This window comes from Streptomyces sp. NPDC014995, from assembly GCF_043080745.1.
Taxonomy (GTDB): domain Bacteria; phylum Actinomycetota; class Actinomycetes; order Streptomycetales; family Streptomycetaceae; genus Streptomyces.
In genome coordinates this window covers 540,830-565,232 of sequence record NZ_JBIBVX010000002.1, presented here as the reverse complement: position 1 = coordinate 565,232, position 24,403 = coordinate 540,830, and the positions used below count along the sequence as shown (strand labels likewise).

The following is a 24,403-nucleotide window of genomic DNA, read 5'->3' as shown; positions in this document are numbered from 1 at the left end:
CGAAGGGGCGGCGGGGGGCGGGGAACCGCCCCCCGCCGCACCACCCGCGGGTCCCGGACGTCGTCAGAGCCTCGTCAGAGCGTCTTCCCCGCCGCCGCCGGCTCCGCCGTCGCCGGGCCCACGATCAGGCCGTCGCCGAAGGTGTCCACGCGGACCGTGTCGCCGTCCTTGACCTCGCCGGCCAGGATCTCCTTGGCGAGCCGGTCGCCGATGGCCGTCTGGACCAGGCGGCGCAGCGGGCGGGCGCCGTACGCCGGGTCCATGCCCTCGTCGGCGAGCCAGGTCAGGGCCGCGTCGGTGATCTCCAGGGTGAGGCGCCGCTCGGCCAGCCGCTTGGCGAGCCGGTCGATCTGGAGGCGGGCGATCCGGCTCAGCTCGTCCTTCGTCAGGGCCGAGAAGACGACCAGGTCGTCGAGCCGGTTGAGGAACTCCGGCTTGAAGGACGACCGGACGATCTCCAGGACCTGCTCCCGCTTCTCCGCCTCGGTGGTGACCGGATCCACCAGGAACTGGCTGCCCAGGTTCGAGGTCAGCACCAGGATCGTGTTGCGGAAGTCGACCGTACGGCCCTGCCCGTCGGTCAGCCGACCGTCGTCCAGCACCTGGAGCAGGATGTCGAAGACCTCCGGGTGCGCCTTCTCCACCTCGTCGAGGAGTACGACGCTGTACGGCCGCCGCCGCACCGCCTCCGTCAGCTGGCCGCCCTCCTCGTAGCCGACGTAACCGGGGGGCGCGCCGACCAGCCGGGCGACGCTGTGCTTCTCGCTGTACTCCGACATGTCGATACGGACCATCGCCCGCTCGTCGTCGAAGAGGAAGTCGGCGAGCGCCTTGGCGAGTTCGGTCTTGCCGACACCGGTCGGTCCGAGGAACAGGAAGGACCCGGTGGGGCGGTCCGGGTCGGCGATCCCGGCCCGCGAGCGCCGTACGGCGTCCGACACGGCCCGGACGGCCTCGCTCTGCCCGATGAGCCGCCGGCCCAGCTCCTCCTCCATGCGCAGCAGCTTCTGCGTCTCGCCCTCCAGCAGGCGGCCGGCCGGGATCCCGGTCCAGGAGGCGACGACGTCGGCGATGTCGTCCGGGCCGACCTCCTCCTTGACCATGGTGTCCCTGGCGGCCTCCTCCTCGGCCTCGGACGCGGCCTCCAGGTCGCGCTCGACGGCCGGGATCTCGCCGTACAGCAGCTTGCTGGCGGTGTCGAAGTCGCCGTCGCGCTGGGCCCGTTCGGCCTGGCCGCGCAGGTCGTCGAGCTTCTCCTTCAGCTCGCCGACCCGGTTGAGGGACTGCTTCTCCTTCTCCCAGCGGGCGTTGAGGCCGCGCAGCTCCTCCTCCTTGTCGGCGAGGTCGCGGCGCAGCTTCTCCAGGCGCTCCCGGGAGGCCGGGTCGGTCTCCTTGGCGAGCGCCAGCTCCTCCATCTTCAACCGGTCGACGGAACGCTGGAGTTCGTCGATCTCGACGGGGGACGAGTCGATCTCCATGCGCAGCCGGGAGGCGGCCTCGTCGACGAGGTCGATGGCCTTGTCGGGCAGGAAGCGGGAGGTGATGTACCGGTCGGACAGGGTGGCCGCCGCGACCAGCGCGCTGTCCGCGATCTGCACCTTGTGGTGGGCCTCGTAGCGTCCCTTGAGGCCGCGCAGGATGGCGATGCTGTCCTCGACCGTCGGCTCGGCGACCAGCACCTGCTGGAAGCGCCGCTCCAGGGCGGGGTCCTTCTCGATCCGCTCGCGGTACTCGTCGAGGGTCGTCGCGCCGACCATGCGCAGCTCACCGCGGGCGAGCATCGGCTTGAGCATGTTGCCGGCGTCCATGGCGGAGTCCCCGCCGGCACCGGCCCCCACCACCGTGTGCAGCTCGTCGATGAAGGTGATGATCTGCCCGTCGGAGTCCTTGATCTCGGCGAGGACGGTCTTCAGCCGTTCCTCGAACTCGCCCCGGTACTTGGCACCGGCGACCATCGCGCCGAGATCCAGCGCGACGAGCCGCTTGTCCTTGAGCGACTCGGGCACGTCCCCCTTCACGATCCGCTGCGCGAGCCCCTCCACCACGGCGGTCTTGCCGACGCCCGGCTCACCGATCAGGACGGGGTTGTTCTTGGTACGGCGGCTCAGCACCTGCACCACCCGCCGGATCTCCTGGTCCCGCCCGATGACGGGGTCGAGCTTCCCGTCCCGCGCGGCGGCGGTGAAGTCGGTGCCGAACTTCTCCAGGGCCTTGTACTGCCCCTCCGGGTCGGCGGTGGTCACCCGCCGTCCACCGCGGGCCTTCCGGAAGGCGTCGACCAGCTTCCTGGCAGTGGCCCCCTGCTGGCCGAGCACCTCACCGGCCTGTCCGCCCTTGGCGGCGATCCCGATGAGCAGGTGCTCGGTCGACAGGTACTCGTCCCCCAGGTCCTTGGCCCGCGCCTGCGCGTCGGCGATCACGGCGAGCAGCTCGCGGTTGGGCTGCGGGGGCGCGACGGTGGACCCGGTCACGCTGGGCAGCGAACCGAGCACCCGCTCCGCACCGGCGCGCACGGCGGCCTGGTCGGCGTCGACGGCGGCGAGCAGATCGACGATGTTCTCGTTGTCCTGCCCCTGGAGCAGCGCGAGGAGCAGGTGGGCTGGGGTGAGATCGGGATGTCCCTCGGACACGGCCCGGTTGCCGGCCGCCTGGATCGCGTCCCGGCTCCGGTTTGTCAGCTCGGCGTCCACGTTCGCTGTCTCCTCCTTGCGTCAGCCGTCAGCACTGACTCGAGCAACGTACACAAAGTTGAGTCTATTCCACTCAAGGCATCCGTGGGAGTCGGCGGACGACTAAGTTCCGACCATGGCCGCATACCCCCAGAACCCGGGCGCTCCCGACGCGCCGTACCTCGCCTTCTGGCGCGAACGACACCTGTGCACCCTGACCACACCACGCCCGGACGGCTCTCCGCACGTGGTACCGGTCGGCGTCACATACGACCCGGAGGCCCGCCTGGCTCGGGTGATCACCGACAAGGCCAGCAGAAAGACCAGGAACGTCCTGGCCGCGGGCACCGAAGGCGCCCGGGTGGCCGTCTGTCAGGTGGCCGGCCGCCGCTGGGCCACCCTGGAGGGCCGCGCCTTCGTCCGCACGGAACCCGACCGCGTCACGGAGGCGGAGCGCCGCTACGAGGAGCGCTACGGCCACGCCCCCCGCCCGAACCCCACCCGCGTGGTCATCGAGATCGAGCTGACCCGGGCGATGGGCCGGGGGTGACGGGTGACGAGTCGCCGGAGCGGCCGGTGGGCCAGGGGTGACCGGTGGCGCGTCGCCGGAGCGGCCGGTGGGCCAGGGGTGACCGGTGGCGCGTCGCCGGAGCGGCCGGTGGGCCAGGGGTGACCGGTGGCGCGTCCCCCGGAGCGGTCGGCGGGCCGAGTGACGGATGGCGAGTCCGCCGGAGCGACCGGCGGGCGCGCGACCCCGTGACCGAATCCACACCAGCCCCTTTTCAGCCACCCCGCGCAGGCCCCAGCTCACCCCCGAACCCCGACATGTCCCGACAAACTGCAGCGGCGTCACCGTGTTCAGGTCACGGTGACGCCGCTGCGGGGGGAAGCGCCTGAGGCGATCTGTTACGACGGGGGAATCGCGTCAGGCACTGCGGGGGGTGGCTGAAATGGTCCTGGGGGCGGGCGGGCTCGCCGACTCCGCCAGCTGGTGGTCGCGCTGGTCGAGGTTCACGAAGATCATTCCGTAGCGAATGGCGCACCGGACCGGCTGCGGCGCCCCCCGAGGCCGTCGCAGACACCGGTAGGCCCGTACGTCCCCGTCCTCGTCCCGCGTGACGACCACCGGCTCTCCGAAGACGGTCACCATCAACGAGTCACCGCTGTGGGGGATGGCGGTGACCAGGTCGATGAAGTGCCAGCCGGAGCGGTAGGCGGTGGCCATTTCGCGGCGGAACGAGCGGTCGTCAGGTGGCGTGGTCATCACGATCAGTCCCACCTGCTGTCAAGGGGGACGGCCGGCGTTTCCTCGATGACGACCGCGGCGACCACGGCCTGAGCACCACCCGTCCCGTGCGCGTCGCTCTTCGCTTCGGAGAGGCCGATCAGTGTTCCGACGGCCACAACGGCGGAGAAGGCGGCGACAAGCACCGAGCGAAGCATTCTCTTACGCATAGTCGGCTTCGTCCTCACTTGAAGGTCCCCTCTTCCCCCGTCGAGTAAGACGATGGCTCATTCAGGCACGTCATGGCCACACGATCGGTGCATCATGTTCCTGCATGTTCAGGACCCTGGGGGGTGGAGATTTGGCAACAAATGGGACGAAGGCGACACATCCCCATGCGGTGACCGAGCTGTGTGAGGAGGGAAGCCGCCTCTATGCGAACGCCCTGCGCACCGGTCGCATCCAGCGGGCGGATGTCGAGCCCGCTCCCTGCCTGATGGAGTTCGCCCTCCTCCACCCCGACCCCGACGACGCCAACTGGCTGCGTCCGGTTCCCCCCTCCGTCGCCCTCGCCCAGCGGCTGCACCCCATAGAGCGCGAGATCACCGAGAGCCGGCGGATGTCGATCGCGCTCACCGAGGTCTTCGAGCCCTTCATGGCCCTCACCGCCCAGGAGACCGCCCCCACCCACTCCATCACGGTGCTCGAGGGCCTGGACCGCATCAACGCGTCGCTCGACCTCGCGACCGCCCAGTGCCGCACCGAGATGCTCACCGTCCAGCCCGGCGGCCGCCGCAGCCCCGAGAACCGCCTCCTGGAGGCGCTGGAGCGCGACAAGCCGCTGATCGAGCGCGGAGTGCGGATCCGCACCCTCTACCAGCACACGGCCCGCTACAGCCCCGACCGGCTGGCCTACGTGGACCAGTTCACCGACGGCAAGGTCGAGTACCGCACCATCGACGAGCTCGTCGAGCGCCTCGTCATCTGCGACGACGCCGTCGCCTTCATCCCCATCCGCGAGGACCGGCAGGTGGCCCTCGAACTGCGGCACCCGGGCCTGGTCCGCTACCTGACCAAGGTCTTCGAGTTCATGTGGGGGCGCGCGGTGCCGCTGAGAGCGGGCACCCCGTACGAGACCGACCCGGACGGCATCACCGACATCCAGCACTCCATCGCCAAGCTCCTCGTCGAGGGCCACGTCGACGAGGCCATAGCCCGCCGGCTGGGGATGAACGTACGCACCTGCCGGGCCCACATAGCCAAGCTCGCCACCGCCCTGGGCAGCGGCAGCCGCGCCCAACTCGGCTATCTCATCGCCCAGTCGGGAATTCTGGAACGGCAGCACTGAGTTCCCGGACCGAACCGTGCCCACCGGCCCTCACACTGAACCGGAAGCACTGGACCGGAACACTGGACCGGGAGCACTGGACCGGGAGCACTGGACCGGAAGTACGGGACCAGGAGCACCGAACCCGCGAGGAGAGGGCCACGCGTGACTGCCGTAGCGCACGACCATGGACCGGAGGAGCCCTGCGAGGCGGCCCTGGAGCTCTATGCGCGCGCCCTGCGGTCGGGACACGTCCCGGCGCGGGAGGCGGAGTCGTACCCCTGCCTGGTCGACACCGGGCTCCTGCGGCCGGACCACGACGACCACCACCGGCTGCGCCCCCTGGCCGCGGCCGTCGCCCTGCCCCGGCTGCTGCGCTCCATCGCCGACGACATCGCCCGCCGCCGCCGCGAGGAGACCCGGCTGGCGGAGGCGTTCGAGCCGCTCCTGGCGCTCGCCGTACCGGGCGCCGGCCCGGCGGACGCCTCCGAACTCCGCCTGATCAGCGGGCTCGGCCGGATCAACCGGGTCATCACGCGGACCATGACCGAGGCCTGCGGCGAGCTGCTCACCATCCAGCCCCATGCCGGCCATGTGGGCCCGCCGCCCGAGGCCCACGCCGAGGCCCTCGACCGCGACCAGGCCTTCCTCGACCGCGGCGGCCGGATCCGCACCCTCTACCAGCACACCACGCGGCACATCCCCACGGTCCAGGCCCGCTACGAGCGGCTGCGGGGCGACGTGGAGGCCCGCACCCTCGACGAGATCACCGAGCGTCTCGTCATCGTCGACCGCACGGTCGCCTTCGTACCGGCCAGCAAGGACCGCACCCTGGCCCTGGAGGTCCGCCACCCCGCCCTCATCGACTACTTCGCCACCACCTTCGAGCGGCTCTGGCGCCTGGCGACACCGATGCACCCGGAGACCGTCCGCCGGCCCAGCCTCGACGGCGTCACCCCCCGCCAGCGCGCGATCGCCGCCCTCCTCGTCGAGGGCCACACCGACACCGTCATCGCCGACCGCCTCGGCATGAACGTGCGCACCGCCCGCGTCCACATCGCCAAACTGGCCGCCACCCTGGGCAGTGAGAGCCGTGCCCAACTCGGCTATCTCATCGGACGGTCGGGGATCCTGGACCGGGAACGATGACCGGAGCGGCCGCCCCGGGAAGGGGCCCGTCCAGACCCGCCTGGGCGATCCGCACCCCCAGCTGCGTGCGGCTGGCCGCGCCGAGCGTCTCCGACAGACGGGCGATGTGCGCCCGGCAGGTACGGACGCTGATGCCCAGGCGTTCCGCGATCACCGCGTCCTGGTGGCCCTCCGCCAGCAGCGCCGCGATGGACTGCTCCCGGTGCGAGATGCCCTCGATACGGGGGTCGGGCAGCGGCGCGGTCAGCGGGATCGCCAGCTGCCACAGGCGTTCGAAGACGGTGACCAGGTAGGAGATCAGGGCCGGGTGCCGCAGCTCCAGCGCCATCGTGCGGTCGGCGTTCGCGGGGATGAAGGCGACCGTGCGGTCGAAGAGCATCAGCCGGTCGATGACCTCGTCCAGGGTCCGCGCCTCGACCGCGTCGCCCATCAGCTCCAGGTAGTTGAGCAGTCCCTGGCCGTGCCGGGCCACATGGTTGTACAGGTCCCGCATCCGCACGCCCCGCCCGCGCAGCGCCAGCGCCCGGTGCAGCCCCTCGGACAGCTCGTGCTCACGCCGGATGCCGCCCGGCTGGACCGTCAGCACCTCCGTCGTACACGCCTCCGTCGCCTGGTCCAGGGCCGCCTGGATGCGGGAGGCACCGTCCAGGACGCGGATCGCCGCGCCCTCCCCGGCCGCCGGGACGGGCGCCGGCCCGCCCAGGCCCGCGTACCACTCGAAGGCGGCCACCGCCGAACCCATCCGCCGCCGGCTCGCGCTGACCTCGTCGTACAGTCCGTGCAGCAGCCGGGTCATGACCTCCTGCGGGGAGGTCGGCACCAGCCAGTCCATGTCGTCGGGGTCCGGGTGGAGCAGGGCCAGCTCCAGCAGGCAGGGAACCGGCTCGGCGTCCCGGCGCGGCACACGGCCCCGCCGTACGGCCCGGGAATACACGCGATCCCCGGCCTCGCACAGTCGGTCAGCACCGTGAGGATGCTCCTCCGTCCCGTGCCCGGCCATCGCCCATCCCACCCCCGCTGTCCGCGTCTTCCGCAGCGCAACTATGCGCGGCCCCGGACCGGCTCCGCAACACGGCTCCGTCCGCCGGCACCGCGGAAAACCACCGGTACGTATGGATATCTCCCGGCCTCCGCCCCCCGCACTGCAACAAGCTGACGGTGGCCGGCCGGGACCCGCGGCGGGGCGGTCGGCACGAAGGAGGGGGTACGCGGTGTCGCGTACCCCCTCCCGTCGGCGTCCGGCCTGCCGGACGCCGGGTCACTTCAGGCCGATCGCCTTGCAGTCCGTCTCGAACTTGGCGGTGCAGATGTCGGACACCTTGTAGATGCCGTCCGCGACGACGGTGCCCTCGATGTTGCTCTTCGTCAGGGCGACCACGGGGACCAGCTGGGCCGGGATGTCCTTGTCGGTGGGGCTGTCGACCGAGTCGCGGGTGAGGGCGTCGAACTGGATGTCACGGCCCTGGACCTTGGCGACGGCCATCTCGGCGGCGGCCTCCGCCATCTGGGGGTAGGGCTTGTACACGCTCATGTACTGCTCGCCGTTGACGATCCGCTGCACCGCCTGCAGCTCCGCGTCCTGGCCGGTGATCGGGGGCAGCTCGCCGCCGCTGATGCCCGCGGCCTCCAGGGCCTTGATGATGCCGCCGGCCATGGCGTCGTTGGCGGAGTAGACCCCCGCGATGTTGTTCTTGCCGATCTTGTTGATCGCCTCGGTCATGTTGGCCTGGGCGGCCTCCGGGCTCCACGCCTTGGTGTCGTAGGACGCGGAGATGGTCACCCGGTCCTTCAGCTCGGACAGCGCGCCGTCCTTGAACTGCTTGGCGTTCGGGTCGGTCGGCGAGCCGTTCATCATGACGATCTTGTCGGAGGGGTCGGCCGCGCCCAGGGCCTCCACCAGGGTGCGGCCCTGCACCTGGCCGACCAGCTCGTTGTCGAAGGAGACGTACGCGTCGATCGGGCCCTCGGCGAGGCGGTCGTAGGCGATGACCGGGATGCCCGCGTCCTTGGCCTTCTTCACGGTGCCCGCGATGGCGTGCGCGTCGACGGCGTCCAGCAGGATGATGTCGACCTTGTCGTCGATCATCCGCTCCATCTGGGTCACCTGGGTGTCCGGGTCGGAGGCCGCGTTGGCGTACTCGGTCCTGCCCTTGTTCTGGGTGAGCGAGGCGATCTTGTCCCGGATGATGGGGTAGTCGAACTCCTCGTACCGGGTGTTCGTCTTCTCCGGCATCAGCACCCCGACGGTGATGTCGGTGGTCTTGGTCGGCGTCGCTTCGCCGGCGTCCTCCGTCGCGCTCAGCATCCCGCATCCGGCAAGCGGAAGGGACAGCGTGGAGGCGACCACGGCCATGGCGATACGACGACGCATTCGGGGGCTCACTTCAGGTGCGTTCCGGACATGGGTGCGACATGTTGACCCAGGTGTCTGAAAAGACAACGCTTCGGCGCCCGCCGACGTCAAGCGGAACCACTTAACGAAGTAACAACATCACACTCCGCTTAGCGCGTGAAGACGCATGGAGACGGCACGGAAACCTCTCCCGACAGCCTTTACAGACCCTCCACCCGACCGGAGTTCACGAGAGGCCGAAGAAACGCACAACCAACCCGGTTGCTCGCGAGTCGACCTCTCGACGGCCCGTCGCCGTCCCGACCCGAGCAGAGGACCGCATGGACCGTATGAACCGTATGAACCCAGCCAGCCTCGCGACGGCCGTCGTGCTCGCCACGACCGGCGGTCTGCTCACCACGGTCACCCTGGCCGCCACCTCCGCCTCGGCCGCGGCGAGTTGCGTCTCGCCGGTCTACCAGCGGCAGATGTTCGCCAACACCACCCTCTCCGGCGCCCCGAAGCGGACCGACTGCGACTCCGCGATCGACCAGAACTGGGGCACGGGCGCCCCGGCCGCCGGGCTGCCGTCCAACAACTTCGGCGTCCGCTGGACGGTGACGAGGGACTTCGGCTCCGGCGGCCCCTTCGCCCTCACCGCCTCCACGCAGGACGGCATCCGGGTCTACGTCGACGGCGTCCGCAGGATCGACCTGTGGCGAAACGTCTCCTCCACGGTCTCCAAGACGCTCAACCTCACCCTTCCCGCCGGCAGGCACACCCTGCGGATCGACTACGTGAACTGGACCGGCAGGGCGAACGTCAAGTTCGCCTACGCGCCCCGTACGTCGGCGACCGTCGACAAGGTCGGGCCGCTCGCCCCGGCCGAGGTGGGGGCCATCTACGAGCCCGCCACCAACCGGGCCCGGCTCGCGTGGGCGAAGAACAAGGAGATGGACCTGGCCGGGTACCGCGTCTACCGGCGCGTGGCCGGCTCCTCCACGTGGACGAAGCTCACCACCACGACGTCCACCACCCACACCGACGCCCCTCCGACGGACGGCCGGACCTACTTCTACGAGATCCGCGCCTACGACAAGGCGGGCAACGTCTCGCCCGGCTCGGCCGACCGGGGCATCACCAGCGACGACCGCGTCGCCCCCGCCGCCCCCACCGGCATCACCGCCGCCTCCACCAGCACGGCCAACACCCTGTTCTGGTCGGCCGTGCCGACCGCGACCCGGTACGAGGTGGCCCGCGCCGACACCGTGGACGGCCTCTACACGCGCATCGCCCAGGTCGCCCACGCCACGTCGTACGCCGACGCGACCGCCCCGGCCGACGTGCCCGTCTTCTACAAGGTGCGGGCGCTGGACGCGTCGGGCAACCCGTCGCCGTACTCGAAGGCCGTCGTCGCCACGCGCGACACCGTGGCGCCCGGCGCCGTGCGGGACCTGAAGACCGTCGTCCAGGACGAGGGCGGGGTGACGCTGACCTGGCTGAGCGGCGGCTCGGACGCGGCCGGTTACGTGGTCCACCGCTCGGCCACCAACACCGGCGGCCGGACCAGGATCGGTACGACCGCCACGCTCACCTACCGGGACACCACGGGTGAACCGGGCCGCCCGTACAAGTACTTCGTGACCGCCGTGGACTCCGCCGGCAACGAGTCGGCGGCGCAGGAGACGACCGCCACCCGCACGGTCGACCAGAACAGCGCCCCCGCCACCCCCACCTGGAGTTCCGCCAAGATCGTCGGTGACCAGCTCATCCTCGACTGGGCCCAGGACGGCTACGTCCGGGTCGGCGGTTACCTCGTCTACCGTTCCCGCTCGGCCACCGTGGACACGTCCGAGGCGGCGATGCCGTACGCCTCCATCGACGGCGCCCTGTCCCAGTACCAGGCCACGGTCTCCGACACCGAACGCGACTACTACTACGCCGTCGTCGCCACCTCGGCCGGCTACGGCGTCCGCTCGGCCGCCTCGAGCGCGGTCCTGCCGTCGGTGAGCGCGACGCCGCCGCCCCAGCCCACACAGGTGGACGAGGTCACGGCCGGCGACGGACAGGTGCGGCTGACCTGGGGGACCGCGCCGGACCTCCCGGGCGAGTCCCGCATCACCGGTTACCGCGTCTACCGCTCGACCACCGCGGGCGTCACCAAGGAGAACGCCGAGGCGGTCTTCTCCACCACGGCGTCCGACCACACCGACACCGGTCTGGCCAACGGCACGACGTACTACTACGCCGTCACCACGGTCAACGCGGCCGGCCTGGAGTCGGAACTGTCCCCGGAGGTCTCGGCGACCCCGGGGACGTGACGGCCGGCCCCGCGAAGAGGGCCGGGCGCCCGCCGCCGTCGCGCGCCTGATGGCCCGTCACCGCCCTTCTGGGCCCGGGGGATTCGTCCTCCGGGCCCTTTCCCGTGCGTCGGTAGGGTCGAGCCGATCACTTCCCTGCGGAGAACGGACAGCATGCGCATCAAGCGAGCACTCACGGTCGGCGTCACCCTGGTCGCGTTGACAGCGGTGGTGGGGTGCGAGGACGACGGCGACGGGGCGGCCGGCACCGACAAGGCCGCCGCCACCCCGGACCGGGCCCGCACCACCGCCCCGGCCGACGGTGACACCGCGGGCGGAGACACGGCAGGCGGCGGCACCACCGAGCAGGGCTTCGGCGGCGCGCTCCCCGAGGCCTCGGACACCGCCACCCTCGCGCGGTACGTCGACCTCTACACCTCCTGCAAGGAGGTGCGGACGGGCGACGAGTACGACGCGAACCACGACGGCTCGGACACCGCCTGGGGCTCGGAGGAGGCGGCGGACCCCTCCTGGGGCGTCCAGGAACGCGCCGTCTGCAAGGACTTCACGTACCCCATAGCCCTGCTGACCGTGTCGGACATGACGAAGTTCCAGACCGCGGCCAAGGCGAGCGGCGACGAGTTCGCCATCGGGGAGAACATCGCGGTCGTCCCGGTCGGCGACGAACAGGTCGAGGCCCTGTCGAACTCCGAACTCGTCTTCCTCAGCTGCGACCCGGACTTCGCACCGCCGAGCGGCTACCGGACGGAGCCGGCCCTCGTCGACGGCTGCGTCCTGAGCGACTACTGGCCCAGCTGATCCGGACCCGGCGCCGCCCCCGTGGCGTACAACCCATGACCGTCCTGACCAGTCCTGTTCGGCGACGGCTGATCTTCGCCGTCGCCGGACACGGCCGAAGGACCGAATGAACCGAGCCAGACGCACGACCGCCACGGCAGCGACCGCGGTCGTGCTCGCCACCGCCGGCGGCCTGAGCGCCGTCACGGCCGCGCCGGCCTCCGCCGCCGGCTGTGTCTCGCCCGTCCACACGCGGCAGATCTTCGCGAACACCACGTTCTCCGGTACGCCGAAGCAGACCGGCTGCGACGCCGCGATCAGCGAGAACTGGGGCACCGGATCCCCGGCCTCCGGCGTGCCGTCGAACTACTTCGGTGTCCGCTGGACGGTGACCCGTGACTTCGGCTCCGGCGGCCCCTTCGCCCTCACCGCCCGGGCCCAGGACGGCATCCGCGTCCACCTCGACGGCACCTGCAGGATCGACCTCTGGAAGAACGTCTCCTCGACCGTCTCGCGGACCGTCAACCTCACCGTCCCCAAGGGCCGGCACACCCTCCGCGTGGACTACGTCAACCGGACCGGCGCCGCCAACGTCGCCTTCACCGAGCTGGACATCACCCCGGGCGAGCCCATCCGCCATCCCTGGCTCATCCGCCCGGACCTGCTCTGAGGCACCGGCGCCGACGCGCCGGCCCGGACAACGCGAAGAAGCCCGGAGGACTCGGCCTCCGGGCTCCTCGATCACCTTGCCGCGACGTCAGTCCGACGCCTGCTGGCGCTTGGGCCGCCACACCACCAGCGCGCTGGTCTGCTGCACCTCCTGGTACGGCACCAGGTCGCGCCGGTAGGAGGCGTGCACGGCGGCCTCGCGCTGCTGCATCGCCGCCGCCGCGCCGTCCAGGGCCGCCTCCAGTTCCACGACGCGGGACTGGAGCGCGGCGACCTGGTTCTCCAGTTCGATGATCCGCTTGATGCCGGCGAGGTTGATGCCCTCGTCCTGCGACAACTGCTGGACGGTGCGCAGCAGTTCGATGTCGCGGGCCGAGTAGCGCCGGCCCCGTCCCGCGGTGCGGTCCGGGGACACCAGGCCCAGGCGGTCGTACTGACGCAGCGTCTGCGGGTGCAGGCCTGAGAGCTGGGCCGCCACCGAGATGACGTAGACCGGGGTCTCCTCGGTCAGTTCATACGGGTTACGTCGACGGCCGTCCATCACCATCAAGCTCCCTTCGCGGCCTCGAACAGCTCCGCCCGCGGGTCCTCACCCGCGGTCGCCTCGCGATACGCCTCCAGCGCTTCACGAGCCTTCCCCGACAGGTCCTTCGGAACACTCACCTCGACGGTGACCAGCAGATCGCCGCGGGTGCCGTCCTTGCGGACCGCGCCCTTGCCCCGCGCGCGCATGGTGCGCCCGTTGGGGGTGCCGGGCGGCAGCTTCAGCGTCAGGGCCGGGCCGCCGAGGGTGGGGACGCGGACCTCGCCGCCGAGGGCCGCCTCCGCGAAGGTGACGGGCACGGTGACCGTGAGGTTGTCGTCCTTGCGGCCGAAGACCGGGTGCGCGCCGACGTGGACGACGACGTACAGGTCGCCGGCCGGGCCGCCGCGCTCGCCGGGGGCGCCCTTGCCGCGCAGCCGGATCCGCTGCCCGTCGGTGACACCCGCGGGGATGCGGACCTGCATGGTGCGGGAGGACTTGGCCCGGCCGCTGCCCTTGCACTCCAGGCAGGGGTGCTCGGCGATCAGACCGCGGCCCTTGCAGTCCGGGCAGGGGTCGGTGAGCGAGAAGCCCCCGCCGGAGCCCCGCGCCACCTGGCCGGTGCCGACGCAGGTGGGGCACACGCGCGGTGTGCCGTTCTTGTCGCCGGTGCCCGAGCAGGCCTTGCACGGGGACTGCGAGGACATGCGCAGCGGAACCGTCGCGCCCTCTATGGCCTCCGTGAAGCTCAGCGTGACCTCGGACTCGATGTCCTGGCCGCGCCGGGGCTGGGTGCGGGTGCCCGTGGTGCCGCCGCGGTTGAACAGGCCCCCGAAGACGTCACCGAGTCCGCCGCCGAAGCCGCCGGCTCCCCCGCCGCCCTGGGCGCCTCCGAAGAGGTCGCCCAGGTCGAAGTTGAAGGAGCCGCCGCCCGCGCCCGGCCCCGGGCGGAAGCCGCCGTTGCCGAAGAGGGCGCGTGCCTCGTCGTACTCCTTGCGCTTCTTGGGGTCGCCGAGCACGTCGTTCGCCTCGGAGATCTCCTTGAAGCGCTCCTCGGCCTTGGCGTTGCCCTTGTTGGCGTCCGGGTGGTACTCGCGGGCGAGCTTCCGGTACGCCTTCTTGATCTCGGCCTCGGTGGCGTCCTTCGGGACGCCGAGGACCTTGTAGTAGTCCTTCTCGATGAAGTCCTTGGTGCTCATCCTCGACGTCCCTCCTCTCTCATCGGTTCAAGCTCAGCCCTCGTCCGGGCCACCGCTCTCCTTGTCGTCGGCCGCCGCGTCGGTCTCCTCGGCCGTCTTGACCGTCTGGGCCCCCGGCTGCGGTTCGGCCACGGCCACCCGCGCGGGGCGGATGGTGCGCTCGCCGATCCGGTACCCGGGCTGCAGAATCGCCACGCACGTCGTCTCGGTGACGTCCGGCGCGTAGCTGTGCATCAGGGCCTCGTGGATCGTCGGGTCGAAGGGCTCGCCCTCCTTGCCGAACTGCTGCAGACCCATCTTCGCCGCGACGGTCTCCAGCGACTCGGCGACGGACTTGAATCCGCCGACGAGTTCGCCGTGCTCCCGCGCGCGGCCGATGTCGTCGAGCACGGGCAGGAGTTCGGTCAGGAGGTTCGCGATGGCGATCTCCTTGACCGCGATCCGGTCGCGCTCGACCCGGCGGCGGTAGTTCTGGTACTCGGCCTGCAGGCGCTGGAGATCCGCGGTGCGCTCGCCGAGCGCGGTGCGGGTCTGGTCCAGCTGTGCCGTCAGACCGGTGATCTGTGCGTTCACGTCCCCGGCCGGGGCCGCGCCCTCCTCCGGGGAGGGGGCGGCCTGCGGCTCGGCGTCGTCGGGGGTGGCGCCGGAGGGGACGTCGGGCTTCTCCTCGAAGCCCGGGGTCTCCTCCGTCACGCGGCACCGTCCTTCCGCTCGTCGTCCACGATCTCGGCGTCCACGACGTCGTCGTCGGCGGCCTTGGCGCCACCGGCGGCGGCACCCTCGGGACCGCCCGCGGCCTGCGCGCCCTGGGCGTCGGCGTACATGGCCTGGCCGAGCTTCTGGGAGACGGCCGCGACCTTCTCGGTGGCGGTGCGGATCTCGGCGGTGTCCTCGCCCTTGAGCTTCTCCTTCAGCTCGGCGACGGCGGCCTCGACCTCGGTCTTGATCTCGCCGGGGACCTTGTCCTCGTTGTCCTTGAGGAACTTCTCGGTCTGGTAGACGAGCTGCTCGCCCTGGTTGCGGGCCTCGGCGGCCTCGCGGCGGCGGTGGTCCTCCTCCGCGTACTGCTCGGCCTCCTGGCGCATGCGGTCGACCTCGTCCTTCGGCAGCGAGGAGCCGCCGGTGACGGTCATCTTCTGCTCCTTGCCCGTGCCCAGGTCCTTCGCGGTCACGTGCATGATGCCGTTGGCGTCGATGTCGAAGGAGACCTCGATCTGCGGGACCCCGCGCGGCGCCGGCGGCAGACCGGTCAGCTCGAACATCCCGAGCTTCTTGTTGTAGGCCGCGATCTCGCGCTCGCCCTGGTAGACCTGGATCTGCACGGACGGCTGGTTGTCCTCGGCCGTCGTGAAGATCTCGGAGCGCTTCGTCGGGATCGTCGTGTTGCGCTCGATCAGCTTGGTCATGATGCCGCCCTTGGTCTCGATACCGAGGGACAGCGGGGTGACGTCGAGCAGCAGGACGTCCTTGACCTCACCCTTGAGGACACCGGCCTGGAGCGAGGCACCGATGGCGACGACCTCGTCCGGGTTGACGCCCTTGTTGGCCTCCTTGCCGCCGGTCAGCTCCTTGACGAGCTCGGCGACGGCGGGCATACGGGTGGAGCCGCCGACGAGGACGACGTGGTCGATCTCGCTGAGGGAGATGCCGGCGTCCTTGATGACGTTGTGGAACGGCGTCTTGCACCGCTCCAGCAGGTCGGCCGTCAGCTGCTGGAACTGGGCCCGGGTGAGCTTCTCGTCCAGGTGCAGCGGGCCCTCGGCGGAGGCGGTGATGTAGGGCAGGTTGATCGAGGTCTCGGAGGACGAGGACAGCTCGATCTTCGCCTTCTCGGCGGCCTCGCGCAGACGCTGGAGCGCCATCTTGTCCTTGGCGAGGTCCACGCCGTGACCGGACTTGAACTGCTGCACCAGGTAGTCGACGACCCGCTGGTCCCAGTCGTCACCACCGAGGTGGTTGTCACCGTTGGTGGCCTTCACCTCGACGACGCCGTCGCCGATCTCGAGCAGCGAGACGTCGAACGTGCCGCCACCGAGGTCGAAGACCAGGATGATCTGCTCGTCCTTGTCGAGGCCGTAGGCGAGCGCGGCCGCGGTGGGCTCGTTGACGATGCGCAGGACGTTGAGACCGGCGATCTCACCGGCTTCCTTCGTCGCCTGGCGCTCGGAGTCGTTGAAGTAGGCGGGGACGGTGATGACCGCGTCGGTCACCTTCTCGCCCAGGTAGGCCTCGGCGTCCCGCTTCAGCTTCTGCAGGATGAAGGCGGAGATCTGCTGCGGGTTGAAGTCCTTCCCGTCCAGCTGGATCTTCCAGTCGGTGCCCATGTGACGCTTCACGGAACGGATGGTCCGGTCCACGTTGGTGACCGCCTGGCGCTTGGCGACCTCGCCGACCAGCACCTCGCCGTTCTTGGCGAAGGCGACGACGGACGGCGTGGTCCTGGCACCCTCGGCGTTGGTGATGACGGTGGGCTCGCCGCCCTCCAGAACGCTGACGACGGAGTTAGTCGTGCCCAGGTCGATGCCGACCGCACGTGCCATGGTGATCTTCCTCCAGCTGACTTGAGTGGAACGGACTCAAGTGTGCACGAGGCTCACCGCTCGGTCAACAGACCTGAGTCGGCCGGACTCAACTCTTATCCGTTCCTTACACGCAAGGATCCGCTGACCTGCGAGGACGGCTCGGGGCTCGGGGCTCGCGCGGGTGATTCGTCCGACCGCCGAGGGGGTCTCACCGCGGACACGGGTTGACGCCGGGCGCGGGCCCGGCCCCGCGCGGCACCCTCCCCGGGGCGCGCGTACACCGGCACCCGCCACAACCCGAGGACGACGGCCAGGGCGACGCCCGCCACCCACAGCGCGGCCTGCGCGCCCGCCCAACCGGTGTGCACCAGCGTCCCGACGAGTACCCCCGCGAAGGCCGCGACACCGATGACGACCGTCACCCCCTGCGGAGTGAGCCCGAGCCGCCTCAGCCGGTGGGCGAGATGGTCGGGGCCGCGCCGCAGCAGCGGACGCCCGGCCGTGCGCCGGGCCAGCAGGACGAGGGCGGCGTCGGCGACGGCGACCGCGGTGAGCGCGAACAGCACGCCCGCGCCGGCCGCCGCGTCCTGCCCCGCGCGCACGGTCACCGCCGCCACCGCGAGCAGGAAGCCGGCGAACAGCGCGCCGCAGCCGCCGAGCGCCACGCGCGCGGGAGGCCAGTTGTGCATCAGGAACCCGGTCAGCGCGGCGGCGAGCACGCTCATCAGCACCGCGAGCCCGTCCATCACCTCGGCCGCCGCGCACACGGCCGCGCCGAAGGCGGTGACGACCCCGACCGTGCCGGCCACCCCGTCGGCGTGGTCGAGAGCCCGGAAGGCGAGCGCGACACAGGTGATCCAGCCGACGGCCACGACCCCCGCGGCGACACCGGTGTCGCCGTACGGCACGACGCAGGCCGCCGCGACGGCCGTGCCGACCACCAGGAACCGCGCCTTGAGCCGCCACAGGTCCGCGACCAGCCCGAGCCCGGCGAGCCCGGCGGCCGCGGCGAGCGGCACCCCCATCCCGTCCCCGAGCGGGGCGACCCCCGTCCAGTCCCCGACGGCCGCGACGAGACATGTCGTCGGCACGACGGCCACACCCCCCGACAGGGCCACCCGTCGCTGTCGCTGCCGCCGGTCGATCAGCCCGGCGCGCAGGGCGGGCCCGCGCAGCAGCGCGGCGAGGACGGCGGCGAGGAGCAGGGCGGTGGCGGAGGCAGCGATCCCGTAGAGCACGGACATAAATTAGTCATGAAAGTACCAATTTGGTACGAATAACACGGTCGGATTCCGCAGTAACCCTCAGCGACTTTCTGAGGCAACCCTCAGCGACGCAGATCACCGCACGCCTGGCTACAGTGCGACGGAAGATAAGGGTAGTCTCAGACGGACTGCATAAGTTACCGCTTAGTAATTTCGGGGAACCCGTCGACGGAGCCCCCGACGAAACCCCTCGCAGGCCCGAGGAGCCCCCATGCAACTCGCCGCGATCATCGTGTCGCTGGCCCTCACCGTGGTCGGCGTCGCCCTGCTCGCCCGCGCCATCGGCCAGTTCGTCCGGTACTTCAAGCTGGGCCAGCCGGTCCCGGCGGGAACCCGGACCGACAACCCCTACCAGCGCAGCGTGACACTGGTCCGCGAGTTCCTCGGCCACACGCGCATGAACCGGTGGGGCATCGTCGGTGTCGCCCACTGGTTCGTCGCGATCGGCTTCCTGACGCTGCCGCCGACGATCATCACCGCGTACGGCCAGCTGTTCCAGGCCGACTGGACGCTGCCGGTCATCGGCGGCTTCCTGCCGTACGAGCTGTACATCGAGTTCATCGCCGCGATGACCACCCTCGGCATCGTCACGCTGATGGTCATCCGTCTGCTGAACCTGCCCTCGCGCCCCGGCCGCAAGTCCCGCTTCGCCGGCTCGAAGATGGGCCAGGCGTACTTCGTCGAGTACGTCATCCTCACCATCGGCCTGGCCATCTACGTGCTGCGCGGCCTGGAGGGCGCGCTGCACCACGTGGAGCACTACGAGGCCGCGTACTTCGCGTCGTACCCGCTGGTCCTCGCCTTCAAGGGCCTCGGCGTCGCGACGCTGCAGAACCTGGTCTACCTCTTCGCGATGATCAAGCTGGGCACGACCATGATCTGGATGATCACGGTCAGCCTGAACACCAACATGGGTGTCGCCTGGCACCGCTTCCTGGCCTTCCCGAACATCTGGTTCAAGCGCGAGGCGACCGGTGAGACGGCCCTCGGCGCGCTCCAGCCGATGACGAGCGGCGGCAAGCCGATCGACTTCACCGACCCCGGCGACGACGACGTCTTCGGCGTCTCCCAGGTCGAGCAGTTCTCCTGGAAGGGCCTGCTGGACTTCTCCACCTGCACCGAGTGCGGCCGCTGCCAGTCGCAGTGCCCCGCCTGGAACACCGGCAAGCCGCTCTCCCCCAAGCTGCTGATCATGTCGCTGCGCGACCACGCCCACGCCAAGGCGCCCTATCTGCTGGCCGGCGGCGGCAAGACGATGGAGGGCGAGGAGAAGGCCTCCGAGGAGCAGCTGAAGGACGTGCCCGCGGCCGCGCTCGCCGAGGCCGAACGGCCGCTGATCGGCACCGCCGAGGAGAACGGCGTCATCGACCCGGACGTCCTGTGGTCCTGCACCACCTGCGGCGCCTGCGTCGAGCAGTGCCCCGTGGACATCGAGCACGTCGACCACATCGTCGACATGCGCCGCTACCAGGTGATGATCGAGAGCGCGTTCCCGTCCGAGGCGGGCACGATGCTCAAGAACCTGGAGAAGAAGGGCAACCCCTGGGGCCTGGCCAAGAAGCAGCGCCTGGAGTGGACCAAGGAGGTCGACTTCGAGGTCCCGGTCGTCGGCAAGGACATCGAGGACCTCACCGAGGTCGAGTACCTGTACTGGGTCGGCTGCGCCGGCGCCCTGGAAGACCGCGCGAAGAAGACCACGAAGGCCTTCGCCGAACTCCTCCACATCGCGGGCGTCAAGTTCGCGATCATGGGCGGCGACGAGAAGTGCACCGGTGACTCGGCGCGCAGGCTGGGCAACGAGCCCCTCTTCCAGGAGCTCGGCATGGAGAACGTCATGGCGCTGAACATGGCGTTCGGCGAGGAGACCGACGACGAGGGCAACGTCACGCCCGAGTCGAGGAAGCCCAAGTCGGCGAAGAAGATCGTCGCCACCTGCCCGCACTGCCTCAACACCATCGGCAACGAGTACCCGCAGCTCGGCGGCGACTACGAGGTCATCCACCACACCCAGCTGCTCCAGCACCTGGTGGACGAGGGCAAGTTGATCCCGGTGACCCCGGTCGAGGGCATCATCACGTACCACGACCCCTGCTACCTGGGCCGCCACAACAAGATCTACACGCCTCCGCGCGAGATCATCGCCAACGTCCCGGGCCTGCGCAACGAGGAGATGCACCGCCACAAGGAGCGCGGCTTCTGCTGCGGCGCCGGTGGTGCCCGGATGTGGATGGAGGAGCGGATCGGCAAGCGCATCAACAACGAGCGTGTCGACGAGGCCCTGTCCCTCAACCCGGACATCGTGTCGACGGCCTGCCCGTTCTGCCTGGTGATGCTCACGGACTCGGTGAACGGCAAGAAGAACGACGGCAAGGCCAAGGAGTCCATCCAGGTCGTGGACGTCGCCCAGCTCCTCCTGGAGTCGGTCAAGACCCCGGTCGACGACGAGCCCCCCGCGGGCGCCTCGGAGACGGAGAGCGAGCCGGAGCCGCAGCCGGTCAAGTGACCGGCGCCGACGGTGCGTTGCGACGCCCCCCTGTCCCCGTGCGGGACAGGGGGGCGTCGGCGTACGGGAGGTCCCGCGGAGGTCGTACGGGTCTGTGCGGGTCTCCCCTTAGGGGATGTCACAGGTCGGCCGCAAAGCCGCCTTTGGAGGGCCGGGCCCCGCACGTCACTCTGCGGGACCAGGTACGTTCGATGACGTGGCTGGATTCAGGATCGGACGTGGCGGCCGGGACGGCCGCGCCCCGCAAGCGCGACCCCAAGACCCTCCGTACGGGCAGCAGACGCCCCAGGGGCCGTCGTACGGCTACCCGTCGGCGCAGCAGCAGCCGTACCCGCAGCAGCGGCCGCAGTACCGCGGCGGCCAGCAGCCCCCCTACGGCGGCGGCAGCAGCGGCGGCGGTGGCGGCCAGTGGCCCCCGGCCGACGGCGGCGGCCGGAGCGGCGGCTACGGCGGTCAGGGCGGCGAGCCCGAGTACTTCGGCGCCGACGACCCGTACGCCCACGGACCGGCCGCCCCGGACCCGTACGCCGCGAACAACCCGGGTCACACGCAGGCGTTCTCGATCGACGACCACCAGCAGTACAGCCAGGGCGACACCTACCACGCCGGCTCCACGGCCGCGCCGGGCCCGATCGGCCCGCGCCTGCACTGGAAGGAGCTGCTGAAGGGCGTCGTCCTGTCGCCCGGCCAGACCTTCCTGCGGATGCGGGACTACACGGTGTGGGGCCCCGCCCTCGTCGTCACTTTCCTCTACGGCCTGCTCGCCGTCTTCGGCTTCGACGACACGCGCGAGGACGCGATCAACGCGACGCTCTCCAACGCGATCCCGATCGTCCTGACGACGGCCGTCGCGATGGTGCTGAGCTCCTTCATCCTGGGCATCGTCACCCACACCGTGGCCCGCCAACTCGGCGGCGACGGCGCCTGGCAGCCCACGGTGGGCCTCTCCATGCTGATCATGTCCCTCACGGACGCCCCCCGCCTGGTCGTCGCGATGTTCCTCGGCGGCGACGCGTCGTTCGTCCAGATCCTCGGCTGGGCCACCTGGGTCGCGGCCGGCGCCCTCCTCACCGTCATGGTCACCCGCTCCCACGACCTGCCGTGGCCGAAGGCGCTGGGCGCGTCGGCGATCCAGCTGGTCGCGTTGCTGTCGATCGTGAAGCTCGGGACGTTCTGACCCCACACGGAAGGGGCTCCCCCGCGCTCGGCGGGAGAGCCCCTTTCTCCTGTCCGAGCGTCTCCGTGCCCCCTGAATCGACCAAGGAAGCCGCAGGTCACCGGCACGACACCCGCGCCTTTCGCCGAGATCGGCCGGTGCCGTCCGGGTCCGCGCCGAGCAGCGGACGTGGACGGCCGCAGCGAACGGGAGACAGGCAGGCGCATACTGGGTGCAATGACAAAGCCTCTTGCATCGAAGCGCCATCTGCCTACCAGCCCCTTCAAGGCCCCGGTCGCGCCGGCTCCCAAGCACTTCGCCGTGGGCGACCAGGTCACACACGACATGTACGGCCTCGGCCGCGTGATCGGCATCGAGGAAGGAATCGCGGCACTCGTCGATTTCGGCTCGGCCCAAATGCGGATCCTGAGCCCGTACGCCAAGATGACCAAGCTGTAGACCGCCGTGCCCGGTCACGGCACCCCAGGCCCCATCAGGGACCTGCAACGAAAGGGAGACCTCTCATCGATCTGACCTCGCTGTTCTCCGCTCCGGAAGGGCACACCCGCTGTTCCACCGCAGCATCGCCGCCTCCGACGACCAACCCCTTCCAGGCCCCGGACTTCGGGGAGGACGAGACCTTCCTGGTCGAGGACGCGCAGGAGCCCGCCCCGGGCATACGCGCGGCGCGGCCCCGGCCCAAGGCAGCCAGCTCCCGCAGGTGACGGTGGCTTCGGCGGCCGGCCGGGGACCGTCTCCACCGGCCTCGCGGTTGAGGCCGTTGGTCATCCGTACGACGGCGACGGCTGCCGGCGTCTCCCCGTTCGAGGAAGACGCCAGCGGCGACGACCGCGCCCGAGACCACCCGGAGTTCTGCCGCCGCGAACCGGCCTGTGCGTGAGGCCCTCGATGACCAGTCGGGGGCCTCAGGCAGTGTCGGCAGCTCCGCACTGGCGAAAGCCGCAGGTCAGAGTGCTTCCCTGTTCGGCTTGGCCGCTTCCCCCGACCTGTGTACCGGCGGCAGGACACTCCACGGGAAGTTGATCCAGTCGTCGGTCCGCCTCCACACGTACTCGCACTTCACGAGCGAGTGGGACTTCTCATAGATCACGGCGCTGCGCACCTCGGCGACGGTGTCGAGGCAGAAGTCGCGCACCAGCTTGAGCGTCTTGCCGGTGTCGGCGACGTCGTCGGTGATCAGGACCTTCTTGTCGGAGAAGTCGATGACGTTCGGGACCGGAGCGAGCATGACCGGCATCTCGAGAGTGGTGCCGACACCCGTGTAGAACTCCACGTTGACCAGGTGGATGTTCTTGCAGTCGAGGGCGTAGGCGAGCCCGCCGGCGACGAAGACGCCCCCACGGGCGATGGAGAGCACGATGTCGGGCTCGTAGCCATCGTCGGCGATGGTCTGCGCGAGCTCCCGGACGGCGGCACCGAACCGCTCGTAGCTGAGGTTCTCCCGTACGTCACCGACGGACGCGGCGCTGCCTATGGGAGCGTCACTGATGGAGGCGTTACCCGTAGAGGCGTCACCCGTTGAGGCGTCACTCATCCCGCGCTCACACCTGGGTCCGGTGGAAGTTGAGGTAGGACCGGGAGGCGGTCGGGCCGCGCTGCCCCTGGTACCGGGACCCGTACCGCTCGCTCCCGTAGGAGTGCTCGGCGGGCGAGCTGAGCCGGAACATGCACAGCTGGCCGATCTTCATGCCGGGCCAGAGCTTGATGGGCAGGGTGGCGAGGTTGGACAGCTCCAGCGTCACATGCCCCGAGAAGCCGGGGTCGATGAACCCGGCGGTTGAGTGGGTGACCAGCCCGAGCCGCCCGAGCGAACTCTTGCCCTCCAGCCGGGAGGCGAGATCATCGGGAAGCGTGATGACCTCGTAGGTGGAGGCGAGGACGAACTCCCCGGGATGCAGAATGAACGGCTCATCCCCTTCCGGCTCCACGAGCCGGGTCAGATCGGCCTGCTCGACGGACGGGTCGATATGGGGGTACCGGTGGTTCTCGAACACCCGGAAGTAGCGGTCGAGGCGCACGTCGATACTCGACGGCTGCACCATGGATTCGTCGTAGGGATCGATCCGCACCCGCCCGGCGTCGATCTCGGCCCGGATGTCCTTGTCTGAGAGAAGCACGCCCCGAGGATACGCAAGGCGCGCGGACCCACCACCATCAGGACGGCTCCGCGCGCCAGGCTGTCTGCCTCTGCCTCCGTGTCCCTACCGCTTCTCGAGGCTCACCGGCACCGCGCTGCGCAACCGCGCACAGCGAGGACACCGGACGAGCCGCCCGGGGCCGAGTCGCCCGGCCTGCTGCATCGGGAACGAAGCGGTGCTGAACACGTGCCCATCGGCACAACGGACGACGGTGCGCTCCATCAAGTCCTAGAGTCCCTTCCCCAAGAGCCGCGTCACGCCTGGCTGGGATGCCGTGACGACAAACGCCACATTACGGGACGTTCGGGACGACCCTCCAGGCGGCACTCCGTCCCCGCCGGGACCCTCTCCCACTTCTCCACCGTACGCCCCAACTCCGGCCGCCCGCAGCCGGATCCGCCCCCGGAAACAGACCCGGACCCCACGGCTTCCGCGCCGGGGGCCTGGCATGAGGTAGAGTGACGGGGCGATCAGACACCGGTCCCCGACCGGCGTCTTACGCGGGTGTAGTTTAATGGTAGAACATCAGCTTCCCAAGCTGAGAGCGCGAGTTCGATTCTCGTCACCCGCTCCATGATTAAGGCCCAGGTCAGAGACCCGGGCCTTT

Annotated in this window: 20 protein-coding genes, 1 tRNA gene and 1 pseudogene; 10 read left to right on the top strand and 12 right to left on the bottom strand. The window is 70.3% G+C overall.

The features are described 5' to 3' along the window. Window positions 1-74: 74 nt before the first annotated feature. A complete protein-coding gene (gene clpB / locus ACF1A1_RS07010) occupies window positions 75-2,690 on the bottom strand; it encodes an ATP-dependent chaperone ClpB (protein ID WP_391646212.1) in 2,616 nt (871 codons plus the stop codon). A 115-nt stretch (window positions 2,691-2,805) separates the two neighbouring features. Between clpB and ACF1A1_RS07005 the strand changes: the two genes are divergently transcribed. Then, on the top strand, window positions 2,806-3,219 hold the full coding sequence (locus tag ACF1A1_RS07005) for a pyridoxamine 5'-phosphate oxidase family protein (RefSeq protein ID WP_391646210.1): 414 nt from the start codon (window positions 2,806-2,808) through the stop codon (window positions 3,217-3,219). Window positions 3,220-3,594: 375 nt separating this feature from the next. Here the strand turns inward: ACF1A1_RS07005 and ACF1A1_RS07000 are convergent, their stop codons facing one another. Both ACF1A1_RS07000 and ACF1A1_RS06995 read right to left on the bottom strand, forming a co-directional pair. Continuing rightward, the gene (locus ACF1A1_RS07000; protein ID WP_391646208.1) at window positions 3,595-3,933 is read right to left on the bottom strand and encodes a hypothetical protein; all 339 of its coding nucleotides are present in this window, start codon (window positions 3,931-3,933) and stop codon (window positions 3,595-3,597) included. A gap of 5 nt (window positions 3,934-3,938) precedes the next feature. Further along, a complete protein-coding gene (locus tag ACF1A1_RS06995; protein WP_391646206.1) occupies window positions 3,939-4,142 on the bottom strand; it encodes a hypothetical protein in 204 nt (67 codons plus the stop codon). Between the two features lie 86 nt (window positions 4,143-4,228). Between ACF1A1_RS06995 and ACF1A1_RS06990 the strand changes: the two genes are divergently transcribed. Both ACF1A1_RS06990 and ACF1A1_RS06985 read left to right on the top strand, forming a co-directional pair. Then, window positions 4,229-5,242 carry a helix-turn-helix transcriptional regulator gene (locus ACF1A1_RS06990; RefSeq protein WP_391646204.1) on the top strand — a complete coding sequence of 338 codons (1,014 nt, stop codon included), beginning with the start codon at window positions 4,229-4,231 and terminating at the stop codon, window positions 5,240-5,242. A 144-nt stretch (window positions 5,243-5,386) separates the two neighbouring features. Then, window positions 5,387-6,370: a LuxR C-terminal-related transcriptional regulator gene (locus ACF1A1_RS06985; protein ID WP_391646202.1), complete on the top strand. Its 984-nt coding sequence runs from the start codon at window positions 5,387-5,389 to the stop codon at window positions 6,368-6,370. Here the strand turns inward: ACF1A1_RS06985 and ACF1A1_RS06980 are convergent. Continuing rightward, window positions 6,333-7,370, bottom strand: a complete 1,038-nt coding sequence (locus tag ACF1A1_RS06980; RefSeq protein WP_391646200.1) for a LuxR C-terminal-related transcriptional regulator — start codon at window positions 7,368-7,370, stop codon at window positions 6,333-6,335. The genes ACF1A1_RS06985 and ACF1A1_RS06980 overlap by 38 nt on opposite strands. 258 nt (window positions 7,371-7,628) lie before the next feature. Beyond that, window positions 7,629-8,741 (bottom strand): sugar ABC transporter substrate-binding protein, encoded by a 1,113-nt coding sequence (locus ACF1A1_RS06975; RefSeq protein ID WP_391646198.1) that lies wholly within the window; start codon window positions 8,739-8,741, stop codon window positions 7,629-7,631. A gap of 320 nt (window positions 8,742-9,061) precedes the next feature. On the opposite strand from ACF1A1_RS06975, the gene ACF1A1_RS06970 reads away from it, so the two are divergent. From ACF1A1_RS06970 to ACF1A1_RS06960, 3 genes and pseudogenes are all read left to right on the top strand, one after another. Further along, window positions 9,062-11,023, top strand: a complete 1,962-nt coding sequence (locus ACF1A1_RS06970) for a fibronectin type III domain-containing protein (protein ID WP_391646196.1) — start codon at window positions 9,062-9,064, stop codon at window positions 11,021-11,023. A 153-nt stretch (window positions 11,024-11,176) separates the two neighbouring features. Further along, complete coding sequence (locus ACF1A1_RS06965) at window positions 11,177-11,821, top strand: hypothetical protein (protein ID WP_391646194.1); 645 nt, start codon at window positions 11,177-11,179, stop codon at window positions 11,819-11,821. 106 nt (window positions 11,822-11,927) lie between these two features. Beyond that, window positions 11,928-12,404, top strand: a pseudogene (locus ACF1A1_RS06960) (PA14 domain-containing protein); the annotation flags it as partial. Window positions 12,405-12,557: 153 nt separating this feature from the next. Here ACF1A1_RS06960 and ACF1A1_RS06955 read toward each other — a convergent pair. The 5 genes from ACF1A1_RS06955 to ACF1A1_RS06935 all read right to left on the bottom strand — a co-directional run bounded on the left by ACF1A1_RS06955 (window position 12,558) and on the right by ACF1A1_RS06935 (window position 17,951). Next, window positions 12,558-13,010 (bottom strand): heat shock protein transcriptional repressor HspR, encoded by a 453-nt coding sequence (locus ACF1A1_RS06955; protein WP_391646192.1) that lies wholly within the window; start codon window positions 13,008-13,010, stop codon window positions 12,558-12,560. A 5-nt stretch (window positions 13,011-13,015) separates the two neighbouring features. Further along, window positions 13,016-14,191 carry a molecular chaperone DnaJ gene (gene dnaJ, locus ACF1A1_RS06950; RefSeq protein WP_391646190.1) on the bottom strand — a complete coding sequence of 392 codons (1,176 nt, stop codon included), beginning with the start codon at window positions 14,189-14,191 and terminating at the stop codon, window positions 13,016-13,018. Window positions 14,192-14,224: 33 nt separating this feature from the next. Further along, the gene (gene grpE, locus ACF1A1_RS06945; RefSeq protein WP_391646188.1) at window positions 14,225-14,884 is read right to left on the bottom strand and encodes a nucleotide exchange factor GrpE; all 660 of its coding nucleotides are present in this window, start codon (window positions 14,882-14,884) and stop codon (window positions 14,225-14,227) included. Then, window positions 14,881-16,731, bottom strand: a complete 1,851-nt coding sequence (gene dnaK / locus ACF1A1_RS06940) for a molecular chaperone DnaK (RefSeq protein ID WP_391646186.1) — start codon at window positions 16,729-16,731, stop codon at window positions 14,881-14,883. Before dnaK ends, grpE begins: the two co-directional genes overlap by 4 nt. A gap of 95 nt (window positions 16,732-16,826) precedes the next feature. Further along, the gene (locus ACF1A1_RS06935; protein ID WP_391646421.1) at window positions 16,827-17,951 is read right to left on the bottom strand and encodes an MraY family glycosyltransferase; all 1,125 of its coding nucleotides are present in this window, start codon (window positions 17,949-17,951) and stop codon (window positions 16,827-16,829) included. Window positions 17,952-18,189: 238 nt separating this feature from the next. Between ACF1A1_RS06935 and ACF1A1_RS06930 the strand changes: the two genes are divergently transcribed. The 3 genes from ACF1A1_RS06930 (at window position 18,190) to ACF1A1_RS06920 (ending at window position 22,096) form a co-directional block, all read left to right on the top strand. Next, entirely contained in the window at window positions 18,190-20,481 is a 2,292-nt protein-coding gene (locus ACF1A1_RS06930; protein ID WP_391646185.1) for a (Fe-S)-binding protein, read from the top strand. A 115-nt stretch (window positions 20,482-20,596) separates the two neighbouring features. Next, window positions 20,597-21,658 carry a Yip1 family protein gene (locus tag ACF1A1_RS06925; RefSeq protein WP_391646183.1) on the top strand — a complete coding sequence of 354 codons (1,062 nt, stop codon included), beginning with the start codon at window positions 20,597-20,599 and terminating at the stop codon, window positions 21,656-21,658. Window positions 21,659-21,874: 216 nt separating this feature from the next. Further along, a complete protein-coding gene (locus ACF1A1_RS06920) occupies window positions 21,875-22,096 on the top strand; it encodes a hypothetical protein (RefSeq protein ID WP_391646181.1) in 222 nt (73 codons plus the stop codon). Window positions 22,097-22,604: 508 nt separating this feature from the next. On the opposite strand, the gene ACF1A1_RS06915 is transcribed toward ACF1A1_RS06920, so the two are convergent. Together ACF1A1_RS06915 and dcd are read right to left on the bottom strand one after the other, a co-directional pair. Next, window positions 22,605-23,192, bottom strand: a complete 588-nt coding sequence (locus ACF1A1_RS06915; protein WP_391646180.1) for a phosphoribosyltransferase — start codon at window positions 23,190-23,192, stop codon at window positions 22,605-22,607. Between the two features lie 7 nt (window positions 23,193-23,199). Beyond that, window positions 23,200-23,775 (bottom strand): dCTP deaminase, encoded by a 576-nt coding sequence (dcd, locus tag ACF1A1_RS06910; protein ID WP_391646178.1) that lies wholly within the window; start codon window positions 23,773-23,775, stop codon window positions 23,200-23,202. A gap of 521 nt (window positions 23,776-24,296) precedes the next feature. Between dcd and ACF1A1_RS06905 the strand changes: the two genes are divergently transcribed. Continuing rightward, window positions 24,297-24,370 (top strand) — tRNA-Gly (locus tag ACF1A1_RS06905). The last annotated feature ends 33 nt before the right edge of the window (window positions 24,371-24,403 follow it).